The organism is Plantactinospora sp. KLBMP9567, assembly GCF_033446045.1.
GTDB lineage: Bacteria > Actinomycetota > Actinomycetes > Mycobacteriales > Micromonosporaceae > Plantactinospora.
In genome coordinates this window covers 73,878-94,843 of sequence record NZ_JAWQRR010000042.1, presented here as the reverse complement: position 1 = coordinate 94,843, position 20,966 = coordinate 73,878, and the positions used below count along the sequence as shown (strand labels likewise).

The following is a 20,966-nucleotide window of genomic DNA, read 5'->3' as shown; positions in this document are numbered from 1 at the left end:
CGCCGTCCCAGTCGGTTCCATTTCTCATCACAAACCGTCCGTGTGCCACGTGGCACATCGTCCAGGAAAGGTGACGAAATGGCTGACCCCAATTCTGCGACCGCAGCAAGCCCCACGATGGACAGCGCACGTTACGGGCTATTGCTGCGGGCGTGGCTGGCACGGTCGGCTCCCCGCGCGGCGGAGGGAGCATATTGCGGCTGGCGGGACGCCGCGACAGGGGATCATTCATTTCCCTACCCGGAAATCACCGGGTACATGCTCACTTTTGCGAGCTATTGCCGGTGGCAGCCGGCGGAGGTGAGCGAGCCCGAATGCGCGTCCAGGTGGCTGACATCGATACTCGCCGACGGCCGGATCGACTGCCGGCCGGACAAACCCACTCCCGCGGTGTACCTGTTCGACCTCGGGATGATCGCTCAGGGCCTGCTACGGTACGGCACGTACCGCGAGGACGCGGAGCTCATCGAGAGCGGCCTGAAGCTGGTGCAGGCGATCCGGCAGGCACTCCCGCACGGTGGAGAGCCGCTCGCCCCCATCATCGGCGCGCACCGGCTGCCTCCCACCTGGTCCACGGCCGGCACCGCGCACCTGTTGAAGCTGCTGCTGCCTTTGCTGACGGCGGCACGGCTCGGCGACGAGGCGTCGCTGCCGGCGGCTCACCGGCTCATCACCGCCGTGGGGACGCCCTTCGCGCCGGATCGGACGCCCGAGGTGATCACGTGTCCCGGCGCCGACGTCGTGAGCCTGCACGCGGCCTGCTACGCGGCCGAGGGTCTATGGGCATTCGGCACCGGGGCGGACGACACCGAGAGCGCGGTGCTCGCCCGTCGGATAACTCGATGGGTCTGGGGTCATCAGCTGGCCGGCGGCGGCTTCCCCGGCTTCATCCGCCGTGATGGGAGCCCGGCAGGCGGTCCGCAGTCCGACGTGCTCGCCCAGGCCATCCGGCTCGCGCACCTCACCCAGGCACAGGTCGATGGCCTCGACAGAGCGGTCGACGCACTGACTGCAAGCGCCGCCGTGGATGGCGAGGGCATCGGCATCGTCTACTCGCCCGGCTCGGCGGCACGGCATCTCAACACCTGGGCCAGCATGTTCGCCGCGCAGGCGCTCGACCTCCACGAAATTGCCGGTCACCGGATCGACTGGCCCGATCTCGTCTAGCCCGACCCGCATCGTCCAGCCGCCAGGGACAGGGAACAGGAGTAGATTGTGCCGCCACCGTTGAAGGTCATGGTGCTCTACGGCACTCGCCCCGAGGCCATCAAGCTCGCGCCCCTCACCCGCGCGCTGCAGGACGATCCCGCGTGCGAGCCCGTCATCGTCTCCACCGGCCAGCACCAGTCACTGTTGCGGTCGACCAACGTCCCGATGACACCGCCCCCGTCGGTCGAGTTCTCGATCTGCCGGCCGGTCCAGTCGGTCACGAGCCTCACCCAGAGCGCCCTACGGGTGGCCGCCGAAGCCGTCGAGCTGATCAGGCCGGATGTCGTCGCCGTGCACGGCGACACGACAACCGCCTTGGCCGGGGCGCTCGCCGCCTACTTCCAGCAGCGGCCGGTCGTACACGTCGAGGCAGGCCTTCGCACCGTGGACCGGTACTCGCCGTTCCCCGAGGAGATGAACCGACGACTGATCTCGCGGATCGCCGAACTCCACCTGGCGCCGACCGCGAGCGCCATGGCTAACCTTCTGGCCGAAGGCATTCCGCCGGGCGACATCGCGGTCACCGGCAATCTGGTCGTCGACGCGCTCTTCGAGGTACTCGGCCGGGAACCTCACTTCACCGATCCGCGTATCGCACACGCGTTCGAGAGTTCGACGCCGATCGTCCTCTTCACGATGCACCGGCGGGAGTCCTGGGGCGATCGGATGGCGCAGCTCGCGGCCTCAGTCCGAGAATTCTGCCTGAGCCGGCCGGACGCCACGCTAATGGTTCCCGTGCACCCGAGCCCGGCCGTACGGTCGGCGATGGACGCCGGGCTGGGAGACCTGCCGACCGCCATCGTCTGCGAGCCGCTCCCGTACACCGAGTTCGTCCACGTGTTGAAGCAAGCGGCCCTCGTGGTGACCGACAGCGGCGGCATCCAGGAGGAGGCCACCACGCTGGGCAAGACGGTGCTCGTGCTCCGCGACAACACCGAGCGTCCCGAGGGCGCCGACGAAGGCTTCCTGCACGTGGTAGGACGGGATCCCCAGCGACTCGCACAGGCGCTGCACGCAGCCTTCAGCGCGGCCGTGGCGGCCTCGAAGCACGACCGGACGTCGCTGGTCTACGGCGACGGCAAGGCCGCACACCGCTGCCTGTCCGCGATCCTGGCGCGCTGGCGCAGCGGCGCCCGGATCGCCGACTTCACGAACGCCGCCTGAGGCCGCGGCGGAGACGGCATGTATCAACGGCTATCCCCTGCCCGGGACGACACCGTGAATCCTGCGGAGCAGAGCCATCGCAGGTGGCGGCAGGTACGCCGCCACCTCAACGGCCACCGGGGCGACTTGACCCGCCTGGCGGCGACGCTGTACCCCGGCCTGCCGACCGTCGGCACCTCCGGTCTGCTGACCCGGCCTGGATGGGTGCCCGAGGCGCCGATCCCGCTCGACCGCGTCGCGCTGCGCTGGCGCGACGCGCCGGCGCCCGGTACCCGTGCCGGCGCCTTGGAGGAGGCGTCCCGTGGAGTTCGGGCGCTACAGACCGCGCAGGAGCGGTTCGGGTCGTACACGATGACGATGCAGGCACTGGATCGGCCCCGGTTGTTCGACGACCGCCCGAGCTATCGACTGCTCGCCGTGCTGCCGGCGGATGGCGCGATGATCCTTGAGTTCACGGCCGGCAGCTACTTCGCGGCGGTTGACATCGGCGAGGCATGCGCGCACGAGCTGGCCGACGCGAACCTCCACGGCGGCGATTCGCTGTCGCTGCGGACGCACGTCGGTGACCCGACGCTGGTGGCACAGCGCCCGGCGCTGCTCGGCGTCAGCGTTCTGACCATTCGCCTGGACACGGTGACCGGAGAGGCGACCTTCCTGCTGCATCTGCGTGACGCCGAACACGTCACCACCGGAGGCGGACAGCATCACGTCATCCCGGTCGGCCTCTTCCAGCCACCGGCCGGACGCCCCGCCGTTGCCGATCACGACTTCGAGCTGTGGCAACTGATCACCCGGGAGTACGCCGAGGAGCTGCTGGGACACCCGGAACAGGCAGCTCCCGACAACCGTACGGCGGCCTTCCGGGACGCCATGGATGCCGCCCGGGACGGCGGCCAGGCCCGAGCCTACTGCCTCGGATTGGGAGTGGACCCGCTCATGCTCGCGACCGACCTGCTGACCGTCGTCGTGTTCGAGAGCCGGACGTTCGACGAGCTCTTCGGCGGCCTCACCGAGACCAATGGCGAGGGAACCCTGGCGAGACACGGCTCGGGCGTCTGGTTCCCGCTGAACGCCACCGAGGTCGGCCGGCGGGCCGGCGAGTCGAAGACACAGCCGGCCGGTGCTGCGGCACTCGCACTCGCCTGGCAGGGACGGGAGACCATCGGTGTCGGATGAGAATCCTGGCGGCCGCCGGGCCGACCGTACAGCGGGGCCCGGCTCGGTCGGCTACGGGCTGGCCGTCTGCGGCGCGGGGCCGGCGGGCACCGGGCCCTTCGTCGCGGCGGCGCGCGACGGCCGGCTCGACGAGTTGCTCGATCTCGGAGTCGTCATGATCGAACGCCGTACGCCCGGCTCAGGCGGAATCGGTCACTACCGAATCCACGCGAACTCGCTCGGCAACGCATTCCTCGAGGGGGTCGACGGCATCGCCGGCGGCCCGCTGGGCTGGCTGGCGGAGTGCCCCGAGGCACGACAGCTCCGCGCCTATGCACACCAGCATCCGCCCCTGTCACTGGTCGGACCGTTCCTGGATCGCGTCGGCGAGGCTGTAGCCGGCGTGCTCCGCGCGCATCCCCGGTGCACGGTCCTCACCGGAACGGCCGTCGAGGAGATCGACTGCCTGCCCGGAGGTGGCGTCGCGATTCGGGCGGTCCCCGAATCCTCCGAACCGGTGCAGACCGTGACCGCGGCGCGAGCGCTGATCGCGATGGGCGCCGACCCGGACGACGAGCTCAGGCGCCTGGACCAGCCCCTCGACACCCTGCTCGGCCCGATCCGCGATCGGACGGTGCACGCCGACCACCTCATCGATCACACCCGGAGGCCGCTCACATGGCTGCTCCGGCGCATCGAGCAGACCGGCCGTCTGGTGATCGTCGGTTCGTCGCACAGCGCATGGTCGGTGGCACACATGCTGTACCGGAACGAACTCGGCGGCGACACCCGGGGCGCCGACATCTGCATGCTCGCCCGAAGCGACATCCGCCTCCTCTACGGTTCGGCCGGCGAGGCACGGAGCGAGGCATACCCCTTCGCGGACTCGGACATCTGCCCGCTCAGCGGTCGGGTCAACCGGTACGGAGGACTGCGCGGGCCGGCCCGCGACCTCGCCCGCGCCACCCTCGGCCTCACCGGCGAACCGTCGCCGGTGCGGATCGTGCCGCTGCGGCAGACCTCGGCGGACACCCTCCGGGAGGAGTTGCATCGGGCCGGCGCTGTGGTGCTGGCCACCGGTCACCGCGCCCGGCTTCCGAGGCTCCGCAACCCTCACGCTCAGGACATCGTGCCGCTGCACGCGAACGGAGGAACCGTCGTCAACGACCTGGGACATCTGGTCGCCATCGACGGTACGACATATCCGCAGTTCACCTTGTACGGGCTCGGCGCTGGCCTGCGGCCCAGCGCGGCGATCGGTGGCGAGCCGAGCTTCCACCGGAGAGCGACAGGCGTGTGGCTCTACCAGAACCACTTCGGCTCGGTCCTGACCCGCGACCTGCTGTCCACCGGCGGCCGACGCGCCGTCTGCGAACTGCCCGCCTGACAACGGCGGACGGAAGGGATCCCCTGTTGCCACCCGACAAGATCGCATCGACAGCGGTACGGCGTGGTCCGGCACCCGGCCGGGCCGGCGACCCCGCGCCCGAGGCCTTGTCCTCGCCAGTCACGGACAAGGGCCGAGAACACCGCGACAGGTTCGCCATCGGCATCGCACTGACCACTGTGGTGCTCTCGGTGGCATCGGTCGTCCAGGTGTTCCGAGCGGGTGAGGTGTTGTCCTACGACGATGCCGTCGTCACCATGCTGGTCGCGGAGCGGCTCGCCGACGGACTCTCGCACCTGGGCGCCGTCCTCATGCCGTTCCCCCTGCTGGCCATGATGCCGCTGGCCACCTTCGATCCACTGGCCGACAGCGGCATCGCCGGGGCCGTCGTGTCCATGGCCTGCTACGTGATCTGCAACGTGCTGGTGTACCGCATCGTCCGCAGACTGCTGCGGGCGGAGAGCGCGGCGGTGTCCACCATCGGTGCGGTGTCCGGTACGACGGTGTTCGCCCTCAACCCGAACATCCTCTACCTGCAGAGCACGCCGATGGCCGATATGGCGGTCTGCGCCGTGCTGCTGGGCGCGGCGCACAGCCTTCAGCTGTGGGCACAGGCACCGCACCGTTACGGCCACCTGGTCCGGGCCGGACTATGCCTGGCGCTGGGCACCCTGACCGGATACGCGTTCTGGGTGCTGCTGCCCATCGCTGCCGTTCTCGTCGTCCTGAGGGTTGCGCACCGGGAGAGGGGGAAGCCGCTCTCGGTACGTCGGCGTCGTATCGAGGACAACATTCTGGTCTTCGGGCTCGTCGCCGTCATGGGCGTCGTGGCCTGGTTGAGCTGGAACTGGCTCCTGTCCGGCGGCCCGCTGACCTTCTGGTCCGGCGCGAACGGCGAACCCGACCGGCTGTTGCCCGCGGTCGAGCCGGTGACCTGGAACGCCGAGGGCGGGCCGGTCTCCCTCGGCCTCGCGGTCGTGGCGTCGGTGCCGATCGCCCTGGCCGTGGCGGCGGTGCCCGGCGCGGTGGCGCTCGCGGCATCCGTCCGGCGCACCCGCCGGCTACTGGAGGTGGCGATGGTGTTCGCCATCATCGCCGCCGGCGCGTGGTGCGTCTATGCCATAGACGACGAACCTCGACTGGTCCACACCGGGCCGGTACCGGCGTCCGTGCACAGCGCGCGAGCCGCGGTGATGGCGGTGCCGCTCGTCGCGATCCTTGTCGCGTACCTTGCGGCGCGGCTGGCCGCATTCGTACCGCGGGTCCGGACCGGCGCGGGTTCCGTCCTGCTGGTGGCTGCGGTTGCCGGTGCCGTGACCTGGGCTCCGGATCCGGCTGCCGTACCCCGGGAGACGTCGGACTCCGCGGCCGATCAGCAACGGCTGTCCAAAATCTTCGTCTCGCTCTACGACGACGGCGATGTTCTGATGGCGACCTCCGGCAACGAGCGCCTCGCCCTGTTGGCCGTGCCGCGACGGTCACTGATCGACGAGAACCTCACCGACAACACCCGGTGGCTGCGGGCGCTGTCCGACCCGGCCGCGGCCCAGGTGCGATGGATCGTGATGCGGTGCGGCGATGGGCCGGACTATGCGGAGGGCGCCCGTCGATCGGACAACGTGTGCACCGCCTTCGCCGAGCGGCCGCAGGCGCTGGACGGCTACCGGTTGATGCACCGGATGGACGACGAATCGAGCTACCAGATCTACCGGATTCGGAGCTGAGCGATATGTCCGGCAATGCGAAGCAACGGCGGATGAGTGCCGCCGTGCTGCTCTCTCGCGGTCAGTTTGCGGTGCTGGCCGCGACCGGGGTCCTCGCCGCGGTCGTGCTCACCGTAGCCGGCGTCTACGGCCTGCTGCGGACGCTGATGACACTGATAATCGCCACCTACGTCTCCTTCACGGTCTTCAAGCTGATCGCCTGGTTCGCCGGGGCGCGGCGGGCGATTCCCGACCGGCCGCTGCCGTCACTCGACGATCCCGCGCTGCCCACCTACACCGTCCTGGTGCCGCTCTACCAGGAGGCAGCGGTCCTGCCCGGACTCATCACCGCGATCACCCGGATCCGCTATCCGACCGAACGGATGCAGGTCCTGCTGCTGCTGGAGACCGGCGATGACGAGACGATCGAAACCGTGCGCCGCACCGCGCTTCCCTCCTACGTCACCGCCGTCATCGTCCCCGACGCGGGTCCTCGCACGAAGCCGAAGGCCTGCAACTACGCGATGACGGTGGCGACGGGTGAGTTCACCGTCATCTTCGACGCCGAGGACCGGCCGGAACCCGACCACCTGCTCAAGGCCGTCGCCGCGATGTGGGCGGAGCGCCGGTCCGATCCCCGGGTGATCTGCGTGCAGGGGATCCTCAGCTTCTGGAACCCGCGCAGTGGCATACCCAGCGTCTTCTACTGGGCGGAGTATGTGGCGCACTTCCACTGGATGCTCGTGGGGCTGTGCCGCCTCGGCCTGATCCCGCCGCTGTGCGGCAGCAGCAACCACTTCCGGACCGAAGCCCTTCGCCACGTGGCCGAGGAGTACGGCACGCTGACGTTCGGCCGCGGCGACCGGGCCGTCACCGTGCCGAGCGTCTGGGACTCCTACAACGTCACCGAGGACGCCGACCTGGCCGCCCGGCTGGCGCGCCTGGACTACCGGGTGGCGATGTGCCCGGCACGGACCTATGAGGAGGCGCCGCACCGGCTGTCGGTCGCGCTGCGCCAGCGCACCCGGTGGTTGCAGGGCTACCTCGTCACAGGTCTCGTGCAGTCGCGCCGGCCGCTGCGGTCCATGAGAAGTATGGGGGCGATGCGCTACCTCGTCTTCATCATGATGATGCTCTGGACCCCGATATCCGCGCTGCTCAATCCGATCATCTGGGCCCTCTCGGCAACGTACGTGCTGGCGCGGATCAGTGGCTGGCCGGTCATCGCGACATTCATCGACGACATGTTTCCCACGCCGGTGCACTATGTGGGGCTGATCGCCATGGTCGCCGGAAACGTGGCGTTGGGTATCCAGTCCATCGTGACGACGCTCTACGCGACCAGCGATCGGGACGCCGGGCTCGCGAAGTATCTGTCGTTGACGTTCCTCTGGTGGGCATTCACCAGCCTGCCTGCCTACCGGGCGGCCTGGCGGCTGCTGACCGCACGATCGACCTGGGAGAAGACGCCGCATGGGCATGATCAGAGTCAGGAGCAGTCCGTCATCCGCCCGACCGCGCCGACCTTTGAGCCGGTGGCAGAGGCCAGCCGCCCGAGAGACGAGTCCGGGCTGGTGCACAGTGGGTAGCGCGGTGTGGTCCCGGATGAGGCACGGGCTTTCTGTCCTGCTCGCGTCCGTCGCGATCATGACCGCCGGTGCGGCGTGCACCTCCGCACCGGAACCCGCGCCGGGTTCCGTGGTGAAGGGCTTCGTCGGCCGGTGCGGCACCCAGTTCTGCGTCGACGGGAAGACGTTCTACTTCGCCGGATCCAACACGTATGACATGTTCACCTTCGGAACCTGGTCCGATGACATCGACGCGCGTTCCATTGACACGAAGCGGATCGACGGGCACTTCGCGCGCCTTCAGCGGGACGGCGTCTCCGTGCTGCGGCTGTGGATGTTCAGCCACGAGGCGTGGCACGGCTTCGAGCCGGCCAAGGGTGTCTTCAACGAGTCCCAGTTCGTCCTTTTCGACTACATCATCGCGTCCGCCGGACGGCACGGGATACGGCTGCTTCCGGTGCTGGAAAACTACTGGACGGCGTACGGCGGCATCGACGCCCGCCTGCGTTGGGAGGGCCTGCCCGGCGGTGACGAACACCGCGGCGCCTTCTTCGACGCAACCCGGTGCTCCGGATGCTCCGCCCAGTACAAGGCGTACGTACAACACGCGCTCACCCGGGTGAACACCTATACCGGGGTTGCCTACCGCGATGACCCCGTCATCCTCGGCTGGGACCTGATGAACGAACCGCGCTACGAGGACGAGGAGCCGGGCGAGTCGGGAGCCGTGATCCGTTCTTGGGTCGACGAGATGGGCGCCTTCGTCAAGTCCATCGATCACAATCACATGGTGACCATCGGGCTGGAGGGCAACGACCCGCGATACGGGTTCGGCTGTGGGCACGGCAATCCCTTCATCGAGATCTACCGGTCGCCGTACATCGACTTCACCTCGACGCACGTCTATCCGATGGGCGACGCGACGAAGATGACGCTGACACAGATGAAAGCCCTGATGCGCGGAATGGTCCACGACTCCCACAACGTGCTCGGCAAGCCGTTCTACCTGGCGGAGTTCAATGTGGATCCGCCCGGTCGCGCCCACTGGTGGGCCGGGGTGTTCGCGGAGCTGGAGCGCTCCGGTGCAAATGGCATCGGATTCTGGTGGTACCAGGACCGTGAGGTCGACGCCGAGACCGGAGTGGTCGAGGGCGCCCCGGAGCTGGCGGCCTTCCGGGCGCTGTCCGAGCGGCAGGCCGCGAAGAGCGGCGGGACGCCCACCTCCCCCGAAGTGTCCGCCCCGGCGACGCCGGCCGCGGCCGTGGTTCAGCAACCGCCGACAAACTGTCCCGAGCAGGCCAATGCCGCCGACGAGTCCCAATGAGTCCCTTCGAAGTAGCCTTCTACCGAGCGGCCGGGTCGAGAGCGCCAGGGCCAAGGCCACCGGTATCCCGGAGGAGCGGTTGGCCGGCCTGCTGAGCAGCGTGGACTATCCTCTAGTTCCCTGACGAGCGGCGTCCATCCGTCCGACGTCGGCCGGCCCGTCACCTGGAGACATACGGTGTCACCCCGTTCCGAGCAGACCAACCGCGAACTCCGGCGCAGCTCCCAGGAGCGCATCCTGACCGCCGCGCTGGAGGTCTTCGCCGAGCAGGGGTACGAGAACGCGACGATCTCCCAGATCACCGAGCGGGCCGGGGTGTCCCGGGGACTGGTCTCGTACTACTTCGCCACCAAACAGGATCTGCTGCGGGCGATTCTCGGCCGGTGGCTGGACGGCCTGTTGACGATGTTGGACGATCTGGCGCCGGACGGGCCGCCGAACGACCTGCTGGCGACGGTCATCGACCGGGCGCTGCTCGGGGCGAGTACGCAGCTCGGCACCCAACGGCTGGTGCTCTGCCTGATGCTGCAACCGGGCACCCGGGGTGTGTACGCCCAGGTCGAACGGGACCGGGCGGAGGCGATGCGGGCGTTCGAGGACCGGCTGCGGGACATCTTCGCGGCCCGGGGGGCCGCCGACCCGGCGGTCGAGGAGGCGCTGCTGCGCAGCCTGCTCGAAGGAGTGCTGTTCAAGCTCGCCGTCTACGAGCAGGGCTATCCGTTGGACGCGATCCGCTCCCGGCTCTTCGCCCTGTACGGCCTGGGCGAGCCCGCGCCGTTGCCGCTGCCGGCGGACGTCTTCGCCGAGTCGGGCCGGTTGCGGGCGCCGCTCGGCTGAGGCTGGTCGGCCGGGCGCCGCTCGGCCGAGGCTGGTCGGCCGGGCGCGGCCGGGATGTGGCTCGCGCGGCCGGGTTTGGTGTCGACGACACCTCGCCGCCCGGAAACCATTGACACCATCCGATCTGGATTCCTAACCTTGGGACCCGTGTACTGGATGGACGTCCAGTCAACATATCCTGAGGAGGATCGAGCCGTCATGCCGAGAAGATGGGGCGCGTTCCGGCCGCCCGTCGCTGGCCAGCGACTCCCGGGACCCGGGTGGCGCCGCCGGGCCCGGACCGTCGTACTGGCCGTCGCGATCGGACTGGTCGGATCGCTGGTGATCACGTCTCCGGGGTTGGCAATCCCGCCGGAGGACGATGTTCCGATCGGACAGGAACCGCCACCGCCACCACCGCTGCCGCCACCGCACATCCCGGCGCCCGGCACCCTGGACCAACTCCTCGATCTCGCACCCGGGTACCGCTGTCCCGCCAACGGCCCGGTGGCCCCGTGGCAGGGCACCGCCGGGGTGACCCCGCAGCCGCAACAGCGGGTGGTCCGGATCGTCATCACCGGGGACTCGTACATGTCCGGCGAGGGCGCCGGAGACTACCTGAACGCGCGCGGCGTCGTCCCGCCGCCGTACAGTCGCCTTCCGGGCGCCCCGGAACCGGTGCCGGCGCCCGGCTACACCATGGCCGACTACGACACGGACTGGCGGCACCGGTCCCGGCACGCCGCCGCGCTGCTCGCCGTCGACGAACTGCGCAAGGCGAACCCGAACGTGGTGTTCGACGTGGTCTTCAACGCCTCCTCCGGGGCGGAGACCAAGCACTACTGGAACGCGCAGTCGGACAACCGCCGGAACAACCCCGCCCAGCTCGCCGGGATCAACGCCCAGACCAACCTGGTGGTGGTCGGGATGGGCGGCAACGACGTCGGCTTCGGGCCGCTGGTGGAGTACGCCCTGATCTTCGACAACAAGACCGGCATGCAGAACCTGGCGGCGCAGCGGACGGCGATGCTGAACCCCCGAACCGACGCGGTCGAGTGGGCCGACGCCAACTCGGCCCAGCCGACCAGCCTGGTCAGCAGGTACATCAAGGTGATCAAGGCGATCCACACACAGGGCCCGAACTCCCGGGTCATGATGGTCACCTACCCGCAGGGCATCAGCCGCAACCAGGGCATCGACGGGCTGATGGGCTGGCTGTTGATGAACTACGAGTACGACGTCCTGGCCAGACTGGCTCCGCAGATCTCGGACGCGATGCGCCGGGCCCAGCAGATCCTGGTCAACCACGGCGTCCAGGCCGACCTGCTCGACGTCCGGAACGCGTTCGCCGGGCACACGCTCGGCAGCGACGACCCCTGGGTGAACGATGTGACCGTGTCGCCAGCACCGTCGGCGTTCAACGCGCTGCAGGAGACCGCACATCCGAACCGCAAGGGCACCCAGGCGCTCTCCGCGCACTACGCCAAGATGATGGCGACCGAGCTCGGTGTGCAGGCACCTCCGGCCGGAGTCCGTCCGAGCGGCGGCGTGGGCTCGCCGTGCCGGCCCGGTCTGCCGCCGCCCACGACCGGTGGTGGCGGCTCCGGCGGGGGTGGCAGCGGCGGGGGTGGCAACGGCGGAGGTACGCCACCGGGTGGCGGCACACCGCCCGGTGGAGGCACGCCCCCCGGCGGCGGAGGTGGTCCCGGCGGCGGGGGAAACCCCGGTGGAGGAAACCCCGGCACGGGTGGGCCGCCGCCTGGCGGAGGCGACCCCGGTGGCGGTGACCCGGGCGGCGGTGACCCGGGTGACGGCGGGTACGGCGACATCGATCCGGTGGCTCCGGTCGATCCCCGCGACCCGTACATCCCGGACGGGTTGGAGGGGCCGATCCCGACGATCCCCACCGGCCCGCCGACCGGGGCCGGCGGCGAACCGGAGATGGCCCAGCCGAGCCTGAACCTGGGTCCCGGTTGGAACTGAGTTGACCGAGGCGGCGTCCGGCTTCCGACCGGGCGCCGCCTCGTTCTGCTCAGACGATCCTGTTTCCGCACTCGGGAGGCGTCAGCGGGACTGGCCGGAGTTGCCGTTGCCGCCGGGGTTGACCCGGTTCGCACCCCGCGCGAACCAGCCCGCAGGCAAGACGAAACCCGCCACTAACCAGCCGATCAGGTCACACGGCCAGCTCAACCCATCGCGGCTAGGCCGCGATGCTGCCGCCTGCCCACTCGCTCAACATTTTCGAGCCAGCCGATGACAGTGCACCGCGGACAGTTCGCCCTTGTCCGAATCCCCTGGTAGGCGCGAGGCATGCCAATCGCCCTCTGGACCGTCCCCGCGGCGGATCGTTCCGGAGTCGATACCCCGCCGATACTGACGGCACCGCCGCCGAAGTCGGTGCCGGAACCCTTCGGCCACAGCTGACCGGACCAGCCGTCGCCGGAGCGCCGCAGGATCCGGTCGCCGGGTGGGGACGGCGTGGCGTACCCCGTTCACCCCGCCCGGCGTTCAGTCCTTCATCCTGACGGTGACGGTCGCGGTGTCGCCGAGACCGTCCTGGGTGAGCCGGTAGACGAAGGTGTCCGGCAGTTGGTGCGTCGCAGTGCGTTGGTAGACCACCTCGTAGCGCGGATCGTGGCGGGTCAGGAACCCGTACCTGGGCGGGACGACGATGGACAGCGCGGCGGCGCTACTCGCCACGTCGTTGTCTCTGACCTTGATCACCTTCTGTGCGCCCCGGTACGCGTACGCCACGTCGTCGTTGGCGATCGGACCGGTATCGAAGGTACGGTCACCTCGGTTGAGCCAAGTGATCACCTCGCCCGGGGCCTCGGTCCGCACGTCAGGCCGCCCGTCGGCGTTGACGTCGACTACCTCCACGTTCCAGCCGGTGTCCTCCCCCTGCCGCAGCCACACCTTCGTCCCGTCGTCGAAGGCCACGACCACGCCGTTACCTGGCGTACCCGGTGCGGTGTGGAAGGCGATCACGGCGTCCGTCGCCCCGTTGCCGTCGAAGTCCGCCAGCTGATAGTCGTTGATCTCACCTTCATCCTGCTTGACCGGCCCGGGCACGAGCTGCCCGGCAGCGGTGTTGAGAAAGGTGCCGAAGCCCTCGCCCTGGTTGCTCCACCAGAAGACGTCGGTCAGCCCGTCGCCGTTGAAGTCCGCCGTGCCGATCTCGTTGAGCTGGATGTCGGCGGTGGTCAGCACCTCGGGGACGAAGTTCCGGAGGACCAGCATCGAACCGTCGGCGCCGTTCGGCTCGCCGTAGAACGATCCGAGAACCAGTTCGACACTTCCGTCGCCACCCAGGTCGACGGCGGTCCCCATGCCCAGGCAGTGGGTGACCGGCAAGGTCGCGCCCGGTGGAACGTACAGATGTTCCTCGGCTGTGCCGGTGCCGCTCCACTGGACATGGACCGCGCACCGGTCGGGGTTGCTGGACATACCCAGGGTGACTCGGTCGAGCCGCCGGTCTCCGTTCAGGTCACCCCAGATCGGATCCCCCTCGATGCCGGCCCGGGCCGGCGATGCGCCCATAGCCAGGGAGCCGATCAACACTCCGCCGACCAGCACCGCCAGACGCCTCTTCCACATAGGAACTCCAATCCTGTGCGTTGGCAAGCCATTACGCACCGGAGCCTAGGAGCGAGGCAACCTTACCCGAATATGACTGCCCGTAATATGACAGCGACTCTCTGCTATCGGCTGGCTGACCTCGCAAGCTGTCGGACAACGTCGGCCAACGGCTGATCGGCAACAGCCGCTTGGCGGACGCCGCGGGCCGGGCCGACACCGACCCCGCCCAAGCGGTGTCCAACTCGCGCCAGTCCGGCACGACAAACGGCAGCAGCTCACCACCGGTCCGGCACGTCGAGCAGGATTAGCGCGTCGACGGCGGCGTGTCCCATCACAGCCGCTCTGTGCGGCGCGAACGAGCGCCTGTCTCGCCAACGGTGTTTCCGGTTGGTTAGAACTCCTCACAGACCGGTAGGTGTGAGGATCGTTCTGCCTGGCCTGGATGTGAGGAGCGGCGAGCAACCGCCGTGGATCGTCTCGGACGAGTTGTCGGCCGAGATCGAACCACTGCTGCCGCCCCGACCGCCACGCCCGGGCCGGTACCCCGGCCGCAAGCCCCTCGACAACCGCACCGTATTCTGCGGCATCCTGTTCGTGCTCTACACCGCGATCCCGCGGGAAATCCTGGCCAAGGCGTCCCTGCGTGCCGAGACGAGTACGTCGACGATGTGGCCGTGCCGGTCGCCCCGCGCGGTACACGCATCGTCAGACACCGTTGCCCTTGACGTACGTCTCGTCGATATCCCACCGGTAGCCGGTGACGTTATCGACCTCGAACTCACGTTCGACCAGCAGTTCCTGGACGTCGCGGTACGAGAGGTTGGAACGCAGGTACCAGCGGACCGCGACGATGATCACCTCGGAAGGAACCCGGAACCCGGCGAACGCCGACGGCGGTGGAGACCAAGACCGGAAGGAGCTGGCGACCTCACGGGCTCAGCTGAGCACACCGGCGAAGACCGGCAGTCGACCACGCCTCCGCCGAACGCAACAGAGCCACCTACCTGATGGGCCACCCGTGGTGGCAGGTAGGCAACCAACTGCGGGTATCGCCAGCTGGTTGTTTCATAGACTCACGCTATCTGGGCGGCCATCTTCACTGTCGTTCGGTGTGGCGTCGTATCGGCTGCGACGGTGAACGGGTGGCGCAATCGACGCATCGCCACCTCACCGCAGTCGGATACCCGAGGCGCGGGCATCTCTTCTTCCGCGGTGGACGGAGCAAGGAACTGTGCCATGCAACCGCAGGCCGCAGCATGGGTCAGGCTCCGGAGAATCGGAGCGCCGGCGCCCGGGTGCCGGTCGCGGCTGAATCCGCCAGGGACCACCACCGGGTGGGCGTTGGAGGTGCGGGATGACGTGGTGATCATGGTCGTGGATGCCTTCCTCGAACGGCACGTCGCAAGGAAGGCACGGGCCGCAGGCCACGGGACATCGCAAGAACGAACCTGAACAAACGATGTAGATGAAACGCCGAACGGCGGCCCCCCAGAACCAGTCAGGCCGCCGCGGCAAAGCGTGGATCAGAGCGAGCGGATATTCGCCGCCTGCGGGCCCTTCGGGCCCTGGGTGATGTCGAACTCCACCCGCTGGTTCTCCTCGAGGCTGCGGAAGCCGCTCGCCGAGATCGCCGAGAAATGGGCGAAAACGTCGGCGCCGCCGCCGTCCTGGCTGATGAAGCCGAAGCCCTTGTCGCCGTTGAACCACTTCACGGTACCTGTAGCCATGTCTGCTCCTTCGCAGGGTGTTGGAGACCGCACTGTGCGGACTCACACGCCGCCGCGTTGATCACCCGCGCCGGAAACGACACGAAACGAAAAAAGCGCCTGGGTGGGTTTTGGATAACCCATCAGGCGCCGAAACGTCCACGGAAATCAAAACTGCAACTGGGTAACCATAGCACAGGATCCGTCCGCTCGCCGCCAGTTCCACGTGGGCGGCCTCCGTCAGAGCACTGCACCGCGAGGCGCAACTTCGATCGCTGCGACGCCTCGGCCGTAGAGTACGACGAGCCGGTCACCGTGTTTGGTGCGCAGCACCCCCGAATCCTGCGCCAGCGTCGAGATCACGTGTTCCACAAGCTCGTGCTCGTCGGAGACGTCCGGTTTGTCGTATGTGATGTCCATGCGGTCGCCGCCGATGAGCCGGACGCGCAGCACCGTAGTTGCCATGTCGTAGAGGCTAGTTGAGTGGGGATGCCGGGGTGCAGTGGTGCTGTCGCGGGCTCCTCGGTCGACTCGCACCGCCACATGTACCGACGTGCAACCGCTACTGTAGGTCGCAGGTCTCCCAACACAGGCGTGGCTCGGACGATGGACCGCACCCGGGCGGGCGTGACGGCGATGGACACCAGACGAGGTCGTGTCGATCTTCGCCGGGAGGAAGCCACCTCCGTCGCCGGGAGTCAGCCCGCTGAGCTGGCGGCGGCACCGCTGCGTGTAGTGCGCGTAGAGTGGGTGGTGGATCAGTTCGTCAATCGTTGGCGGGCCAGCGCCTACCGGGCGTGCTGCCCAGGTCTCGGCAGTGTCGAGAGGACAACTTCCAGTTTGAGGGCCGACGTTGCCAGACCGATCACTATCGACATTTCAGTGTGCTGACGGGCGGCGCCGCGTCCGTTACAGCCAACGACCAGCGACGCCGTGAGGCAAACCGCCATGATCGGGGGCCTGGCTGGCGCCCAGTGGCCGGTCATCCCCTTCAGGCGACCCTTGGGAAACGTCTGCCCAGGCACAACGACTCATTGCCGTCCCGTCAACGATCTTGCCCGGGTCATCAGCCGCTACTTCGCCGGCAACAATCAGCGAATCGCGCCCCGCGCGGTACGAGGAGGCCGTTGCGGCACGGCTGCGGCGGGCGGGCACCAGTCCGACAGGCCTGACCGAGCAACGCCCACACCACAGGAGAAGGACATGACTTTTGTGTTAGCCCCGCCCACGGTCTCTCCGTCACCATCGCACCAGCCCGCCAAGACCCTCCGCGAAAAAGGGGCAGACAGTTTTCACGCCGTGCTCGCCGCGGTCTTGGCCGCCGGGCTGGAGGATGCTCTTGAAGCGGGTGACCACCCGAGAGCGATCAGCTTCATCAACCGCGGCTTCGCAGAAGGAAGTCCGCAGCTGGGCTGCGACCTTCTCTGCCGGGCCATTACGGTCGTCGGGACAGCCCGGACGTGGACGGTGCAGCTCGCGCCCCTGCGATCGCCGTAGCTCTCCGGATGATGCGGCCCCGCCACGCTGCGAATCGCTGCTGTGCGAGTACTACCCGGCCTTCCGCGACGCCTTCACCGACCGTAACGACCGAAGGCATCGACACTCCACGGCCCCACACTGAGGAGCTCGTCCGGGCGGGTCCGGCCGGGCCTCCCGGGTTCTACGGAATGATGAGCGGTCACGAAGCGTGGCGGTGCGGGCCGTTGGCGACGTGCGTAGGGCGGTGGCGGGACTCTGGGCCTACCGGTCATGGCCAGACTGCGACGATTTCCCGCGTTGTCGGCGGCGTTGCGGGTGGGTGTCAGCCGGTGTGCGGTCTGGTCGAGGACGCGTCGTTGTCATCGACAGGATGTCGAGTGTGGTGGTGGCATAGGCCGCGAGCGTGTGTCCTCGGCACGGGTGCGGCTGAGTCCATCTGCTGTCGGTGCGTGCGGACGTAGCCACGGACCACGGTCGCTCTCCAGTCGCCGGGATCCATGCGCTGCTGGTCGACGAGGCCGGGGCGCTGCTTGTCGGCCAATACCCACCGAACTTCGACCTGTTGACCCCTTCCCGTCCGGTGCATTCGGGCCGTTTGTAGGTGATCTGGATCTTCGCCCCGCTCTCGGTGATGATGCTCCCGATCCGGTTGCGGTTCACTGGTGTTGTGCGCAGTCAGGACCCGGTTACGCATCGAGGTCGGCTCAAACGTCACCGGCGGCAGCGCCATCGGGGTCAGCGGCGTCGGCACAGGGCCTGCCGTGCGGCTGCGCCAGGACGCCGGTGGGTTACTGAAAGGGCACCGGCAGAGCAGCCCCTGGAGCAACTACTCATCTCACTCGTTAACCGGTTTCTCAACTCCGCACAGTAGTGTTTTCGGGATCTGTTGCTCTCAGCAGAGGGCATTGATCTGCTGCGGCTGAAGCTTGTTGGGCCGCTGACGTCAATCGATGAGCAGTACCTCGGCGAGATCCCGCAACATCTGCTGGTCGTTGTCGACACCTCCGAACCGGCCGCCCCGCCCGGGGCGGGCGAGCTCAGCGCGGACATGTGGCAATGCCGGTGCAGCGGCCGAGCCCATCCGTTTCAGGCAGGCCGCGACATGGTTGCCCGTCGCTGGGTTCTGCCGCCATGCCTGTAGCAGGGTGCTCAGCACGACCGGGGTTTCCGGCTCGCCATTGATGTCCCAGATCGCTGCGGCGACGTGCACGCGGTTCCATTCGTACCTGTCCGCCAACCGTTCGCGCAGGCGGGGAAGCGCAGCCACGGCAGGCGGACCGATCTGGCCGAGCACCTCGGCCGCCTCCCGAAGCGCGAAGGTGTCGAGCAGCGCAAGAGCAAGCGGCAGGACCTCGTCGCGGTCGTCGCCGACCGCCCAGAGCGTGCTGACAGCCTCGGACCTGGTCCACGTATCGTCGACGGCGACCAACGATCTGATCGTGGCGAGCGCGGGTGCCGCCGCCGGACCGAATGCCCGCAGCGCCGTCAGAGCGGCTTTCACCACGTCCCAGTTCTGCCGCTCGGCGGCGGCGGTGAGCGTCTCGGTGATGGTCGGCAGTGCGCTGGGGTCGCCGAGCTTGGCTAGAGCGGACAGGACGCCACCTGGGTTGGACGGCCACTCCTTGGGCAGGTCTGCGCTGCTCAGCCGGTCACGCAGGCGGGGTACCAACTGATCCGCGGCCTGCGGCAGCGCTCCCGCCACTTGGACGGCGAGCCAGGCGTCGACGTCGCTGTCCAGCGCCATCAGCAGGCTGGGGAGTGCCCGTACGTCCCCGAGTCGGGCCAAAGCCACGGCCGTCTTCTGGTGCAGCCGGCGCAAATGCCGTCGCTGAGTGGCCCACCCGTCCGGCCCGTGGCCGGTGAGTAGGGCGGCCATGGTTTCCCGGGCTGGCTCCGCGATTGCGTAGTGCTTCTCCAGCAGCCTTGCCGCTTCGGCAGCGACTTCCAGGTTGCTTCCGCCGAGTTGGGCGGCGACCAGCCGGATCAGGGCGCTGTGGTCACCACGCCAGGCTCCGACGAGATCGCCTGCCATCCGGATCGCGTCGAGCCGGACGCCGGAATCAGGACTGCGCAGTTGCTCGACCAGCAGGTCGGTGCGCTGTGGAACCCGGGCATTCAGCAGTGCGTGCAGCGTTCGCAACAGGTCTGTGGTCAGTGCGTGCCGCCGGTTGATGCGGTCCAGCTCCTCGAACGCGGCGGTGACGAACGGCGGCACATCCTCGGCCGGCGGCGTGACGGGCGGCGGCTCTGGCCACGGCTGCTCCGGCGGTGCGGCGTCGGCGATCTCGCGCAACAGCCCGACTACAGCCGGTACGAGATCGTCGCTGATCGCATCCGGAGCACACCGGGCCTGGTGGATCAACGCGGCGAGCCGGAACTCTGGTTCATTGGCCGGATCCGCAGCCAGGCCGGCGAGCCACGCTCTCGCGGCCGGAATGATCACCGGAAGCCGTTGGGCCAACGTCACCGTCGTCTGCGTCACCAGAAGGCGTTCGAGCAGGCAGAATTCCATCGCCGACCGGTCTCGAAGCAGGTCGAAGGCCCGGCTGGCGTCGTCGAGGAACAGGCCAAGACCGGGCATGGCGGCCTGGCGCACCCGGCAGGTGGCATCCCCGGCAAGGTCAACGAACGCCTCCCCGTGTGCCCGCAGGAACGCCGCAGCGCCTGCGAAGTCCGCGTCGACGTAGTCGATCTCGCATCGCTCGACCGCCTCCTCGCCGATGCTGACCAGCAGCGCGACGATCCTGTCACGGTCTGGTGTGACCGGATCAGCGGCAAGCTCGAGCAGGAACGGCAGGCTCGCCGTGGTGCTGGCGTAGACGTCACCTTGGTGATGAACCTTGCCGTAGAAGTCGCTGAGCGCCTGGCCCCGTTCCTTGGCATCCGGAGAGCGCAGTGCTTCCAGAAGCGCTGGCACCTCTTCGGCTGAACCGTAGGCATGACGCATCGACGCCCAGTCGACATCGCGAATCCCGCTGAACATGCGCGGCATCATGCCCGGACCCACCGACATTTACGGCGAGTCGGCCAACGCCGGAGCTCCCAGCGACGACCTCTGGTGGCCGCGATCCCGGCCGCGCTGACACAAATCACGTGCACGGATCTGCCGCTGGTCGAGCGGCACCAGCTGTCACGCCATCGGGGAAGCTTCCAGGTCGCGGCGGGCAAGAGCGGCGCGGAGTTGTAGCGCCTCCGTCGCCAGATTCTCACGACCGCCCTGCTCGCGGTCGATGGCGCAGACCACCGTCTCCACCCGGGCGCCCATGGACGGTAGCTGCCTGCACGACGTCGGTGGGGCACCACCAGGACTTGGCTATGCCCGGTCAGCTCGGTGAACAGCGTGCGCAGAGCGCCCTCGTCGTTGGGTAGCGGACGGTCGACCAGCCGCCTGCTGATCCAGCACGATGGCGTGGTGCGTCTCCCGGGCGGACGTCAACGCCGCAGAACACCTCGAACCCCTGACGCTCGCCGGGCTGCGCGGTACCGGGTTTGGACAACGATCGCTCTCCTTGCCGCGAGAGCAGGCCAAGCCTTGGACGACGCGTTGGCAGCCACGTTACGAAGGCCTCCGCACGCGCGGACCAGATCCCTGTCAGCGGTCACGAACGCCCTGCGGTCCCGGTGACACCACCGCTGAGGTCGTCAAGGCAGGAGCCATAGGTCATGCCGGGACCGCCGGCCTGCACCTCTCCACGAGGGGCGAAGAAGTAACCGGAGCCATGTCCGCAAGGGAACCGCACCGAGACTGACCGACGCAGCGTGACCGATGTGCCGAGGCCCCCCAGGGGGCACGATCGGCGGCAGGAGCGGATGCCGTGCGGCAGTGATCCGGGTCAGGTCGCGGTCTGACCGTAGTACGAAACTCGTCCCACCAGC

Annotated in this window: 13 protein-coding genes and 1 pseudogene; 9 read left to right on the top strand and 5 right to left on the bottom strand. The window is 68.5% G+C overall.

The window, feature by feature from the left end; all coding sequences use genetic code 11:
- The first annotated feature begins 78 nt into the window (after positions 1-78).
- The 9 genes from R6Y94_RS31645 to R6Y94_RS31605 all read left to right on the top strand — a co-directional run bounded on the left by R6Y94_RS31645 (position 79) and on the right by R6Y94_RS31605 (position 12,309).
- Positions 79-1,167 (top strand): hypothetical protein, encoded by a 1,089-nt coding sequence (locus R6Y94_RS31645; protein ID WP_318399569.1) that lies wholly within the window; start codon positions 79-81, stop codon positions 1,165-1,167.
- 48 nt (positions 1,168-1,215) lie between these two features.
- Entirely contained in the window at positions 1,216-2,373 is a 1,158-nt protein-coding gene (gene wecB / locus R6Y94_RS31640) for a non-hydrolyzing UDP-N-acetylglucosamine 2-epimerase (RefSeq protein ID WP_318399568.1), read from the top strand.
- An 18-nt stretch (positions 2,374-2,391) separates the two neighbouring features.
- Positions 2,392-3,549 carry a hypothetical protein gene (locus R6Y94_RS31635; RefSeq protein ID WP_318399566.1) on the top strand — a complete coding sequence of 386 codons (1,158 nt, stop codon included), beginning with the start codon at positions 2,392-2,394 and terminating at the stop codon, positions 3,547-3,549.
- Positions 3,539-4,915 carry a hypothetical protein gene (locus R6Y94_RS31630; protein ID WP_318399564.1) on the top strand — a complete coding sequence of 459 codons (1,377 nt, stop codon included), beginning with the start codon at positions 3,539-3,541 and terminating at the stop codon, positions 4,913-4,915. The genes R6Y94_RS31635 and R6Y94_RS31630 overlap by 11 nt, the downstream gene beginning before the upstream one ends.
- Positions 4,916-5,106: 191 nt before the next feature.
- Positions 5,107-6,639 carry a hypothetical protein gene (locus R6Y94_RS31625; protein ID WP_318399562.1) on the top strand — a complete coding sequence of 511 codons (1,533 nt, stop codon included), beginning with the start codon at positions 5,107-5,109 and terminating at the stop codon, positions 6,637-6,639.
- 32 nt (positions 6,640-6,671) lie between these two features.
- On the top strand, positions 6,672-8,207 hold the full coding sequence (locus R6Y94_RS31620; protein ID WP_318399561.1) for a glycosyltransferase: 1,536 nt from the start codon (positions 6,672-6,674) through the stop codon (positions 8,205-8,207).
- Positions 8,208-8,223: 16 nt separating this feature from the next.
- Entirely contained in the window at positions 8,224-9,510 is a 1,287-nt protein-coding gene (locus tag R6Y94_RS31615) for a cellulase family glycosylhydrolase (RefSeq protein WP_318399558.1), read from the top strand.
- A 177-nt stretch (positions 9,511-9,687) separates the two neighbouring features.
- Entirely contained in the window at positions 9,688-10,347 is a 660-nt protein-coding gene (locus R6Y94_RS31610; protein ID WP_318399557.1) for a TetR/AcrR family transcriptional regulator, read from the top strand.
- Positions 10,348-10,545: 198 nt separating this feature from the next.
- On the top strand, positions 10,546-12,309 hold the full coding sequence (locus R6Y94_RS31605) for a GDSL-type esterase/lipase family protein (RefSeq protein WP_318399555.1): 1,764 nt from the start codon (positions 10,546-10,548) through the stop codon (positions 12,307-12,309).
- Positions 12,310-12,834: 525 nt separating this feature from the next.
- On the opposite strand, the gene R6Y94_RS31600 is transcribed toward R6Y94_RS31605, so the two are convergent.
- The 5 genes and pseudogenes from R6Y94_RS31600 to R6Y94_RS31575 all read right to left on the bottom strand — a co-directional run bounded on the left by R6Y94_RS31600 (position 12,835) and on the right by R6Y94_RS31575 (position 20,073).
- Positions 12,835-13,923 (bottom strand): VCBS repeat-containing protein, encoded by a 1,089-nt coding sequence (locus R6Y94_RS31600; RefSeq protein WP_318399553.1) that lies wholly within the window; start codon positions 13,921-13,923, stop codon positions 12,835-12,837.
- 608 nt (positions 13,924-14,531) lie between these two features.
- A pseudogene (locus R6Y94_RS45375) lies at positions 14,532-14,763 on the bottom strand (DDE-type integrase/transposase/recombinase); the annotation flags it as partial.
- A 665-nt stretch (positions 14,764-15,428) separates the two neighbouring features.
- Positions 15,429-15,632 (bottom strand): cold-shock protein, encoded by a 204-nt coding sequence (locus R6Y94_RS31585; protein ID WP_318399552.1) that lies wholly within the window; start codon positions 15,630-15,632, stop codon positions 15,429-15,431.
- 219 nt (positions 15,633-15,851) lie between these two features.
- Positions 15,852-16,076, bottom strand: coding sequence for a hypothetical protein (locus R6Y94_RS31580; protein ID WP_318399550.1), 225 nt, complete (start codon positions 16,074-16,076; stop codon positions 15,852-15,854).
- Positions 16,077-18,033: 1,957 nt separating this feature from the next.
- Positions 18,034-20,073, bottom strand: a complete 2,040-nt coding sequence (locus R6Y94_RS31575; protein WP_318399549.1) for a hypothetical protein — start codon at positions 20,071-20,073, stop codon at positions 18,034-18,036.
- Between the last annotated feature and the right edge of the window lie 893 nt (positions 20,074-20,966).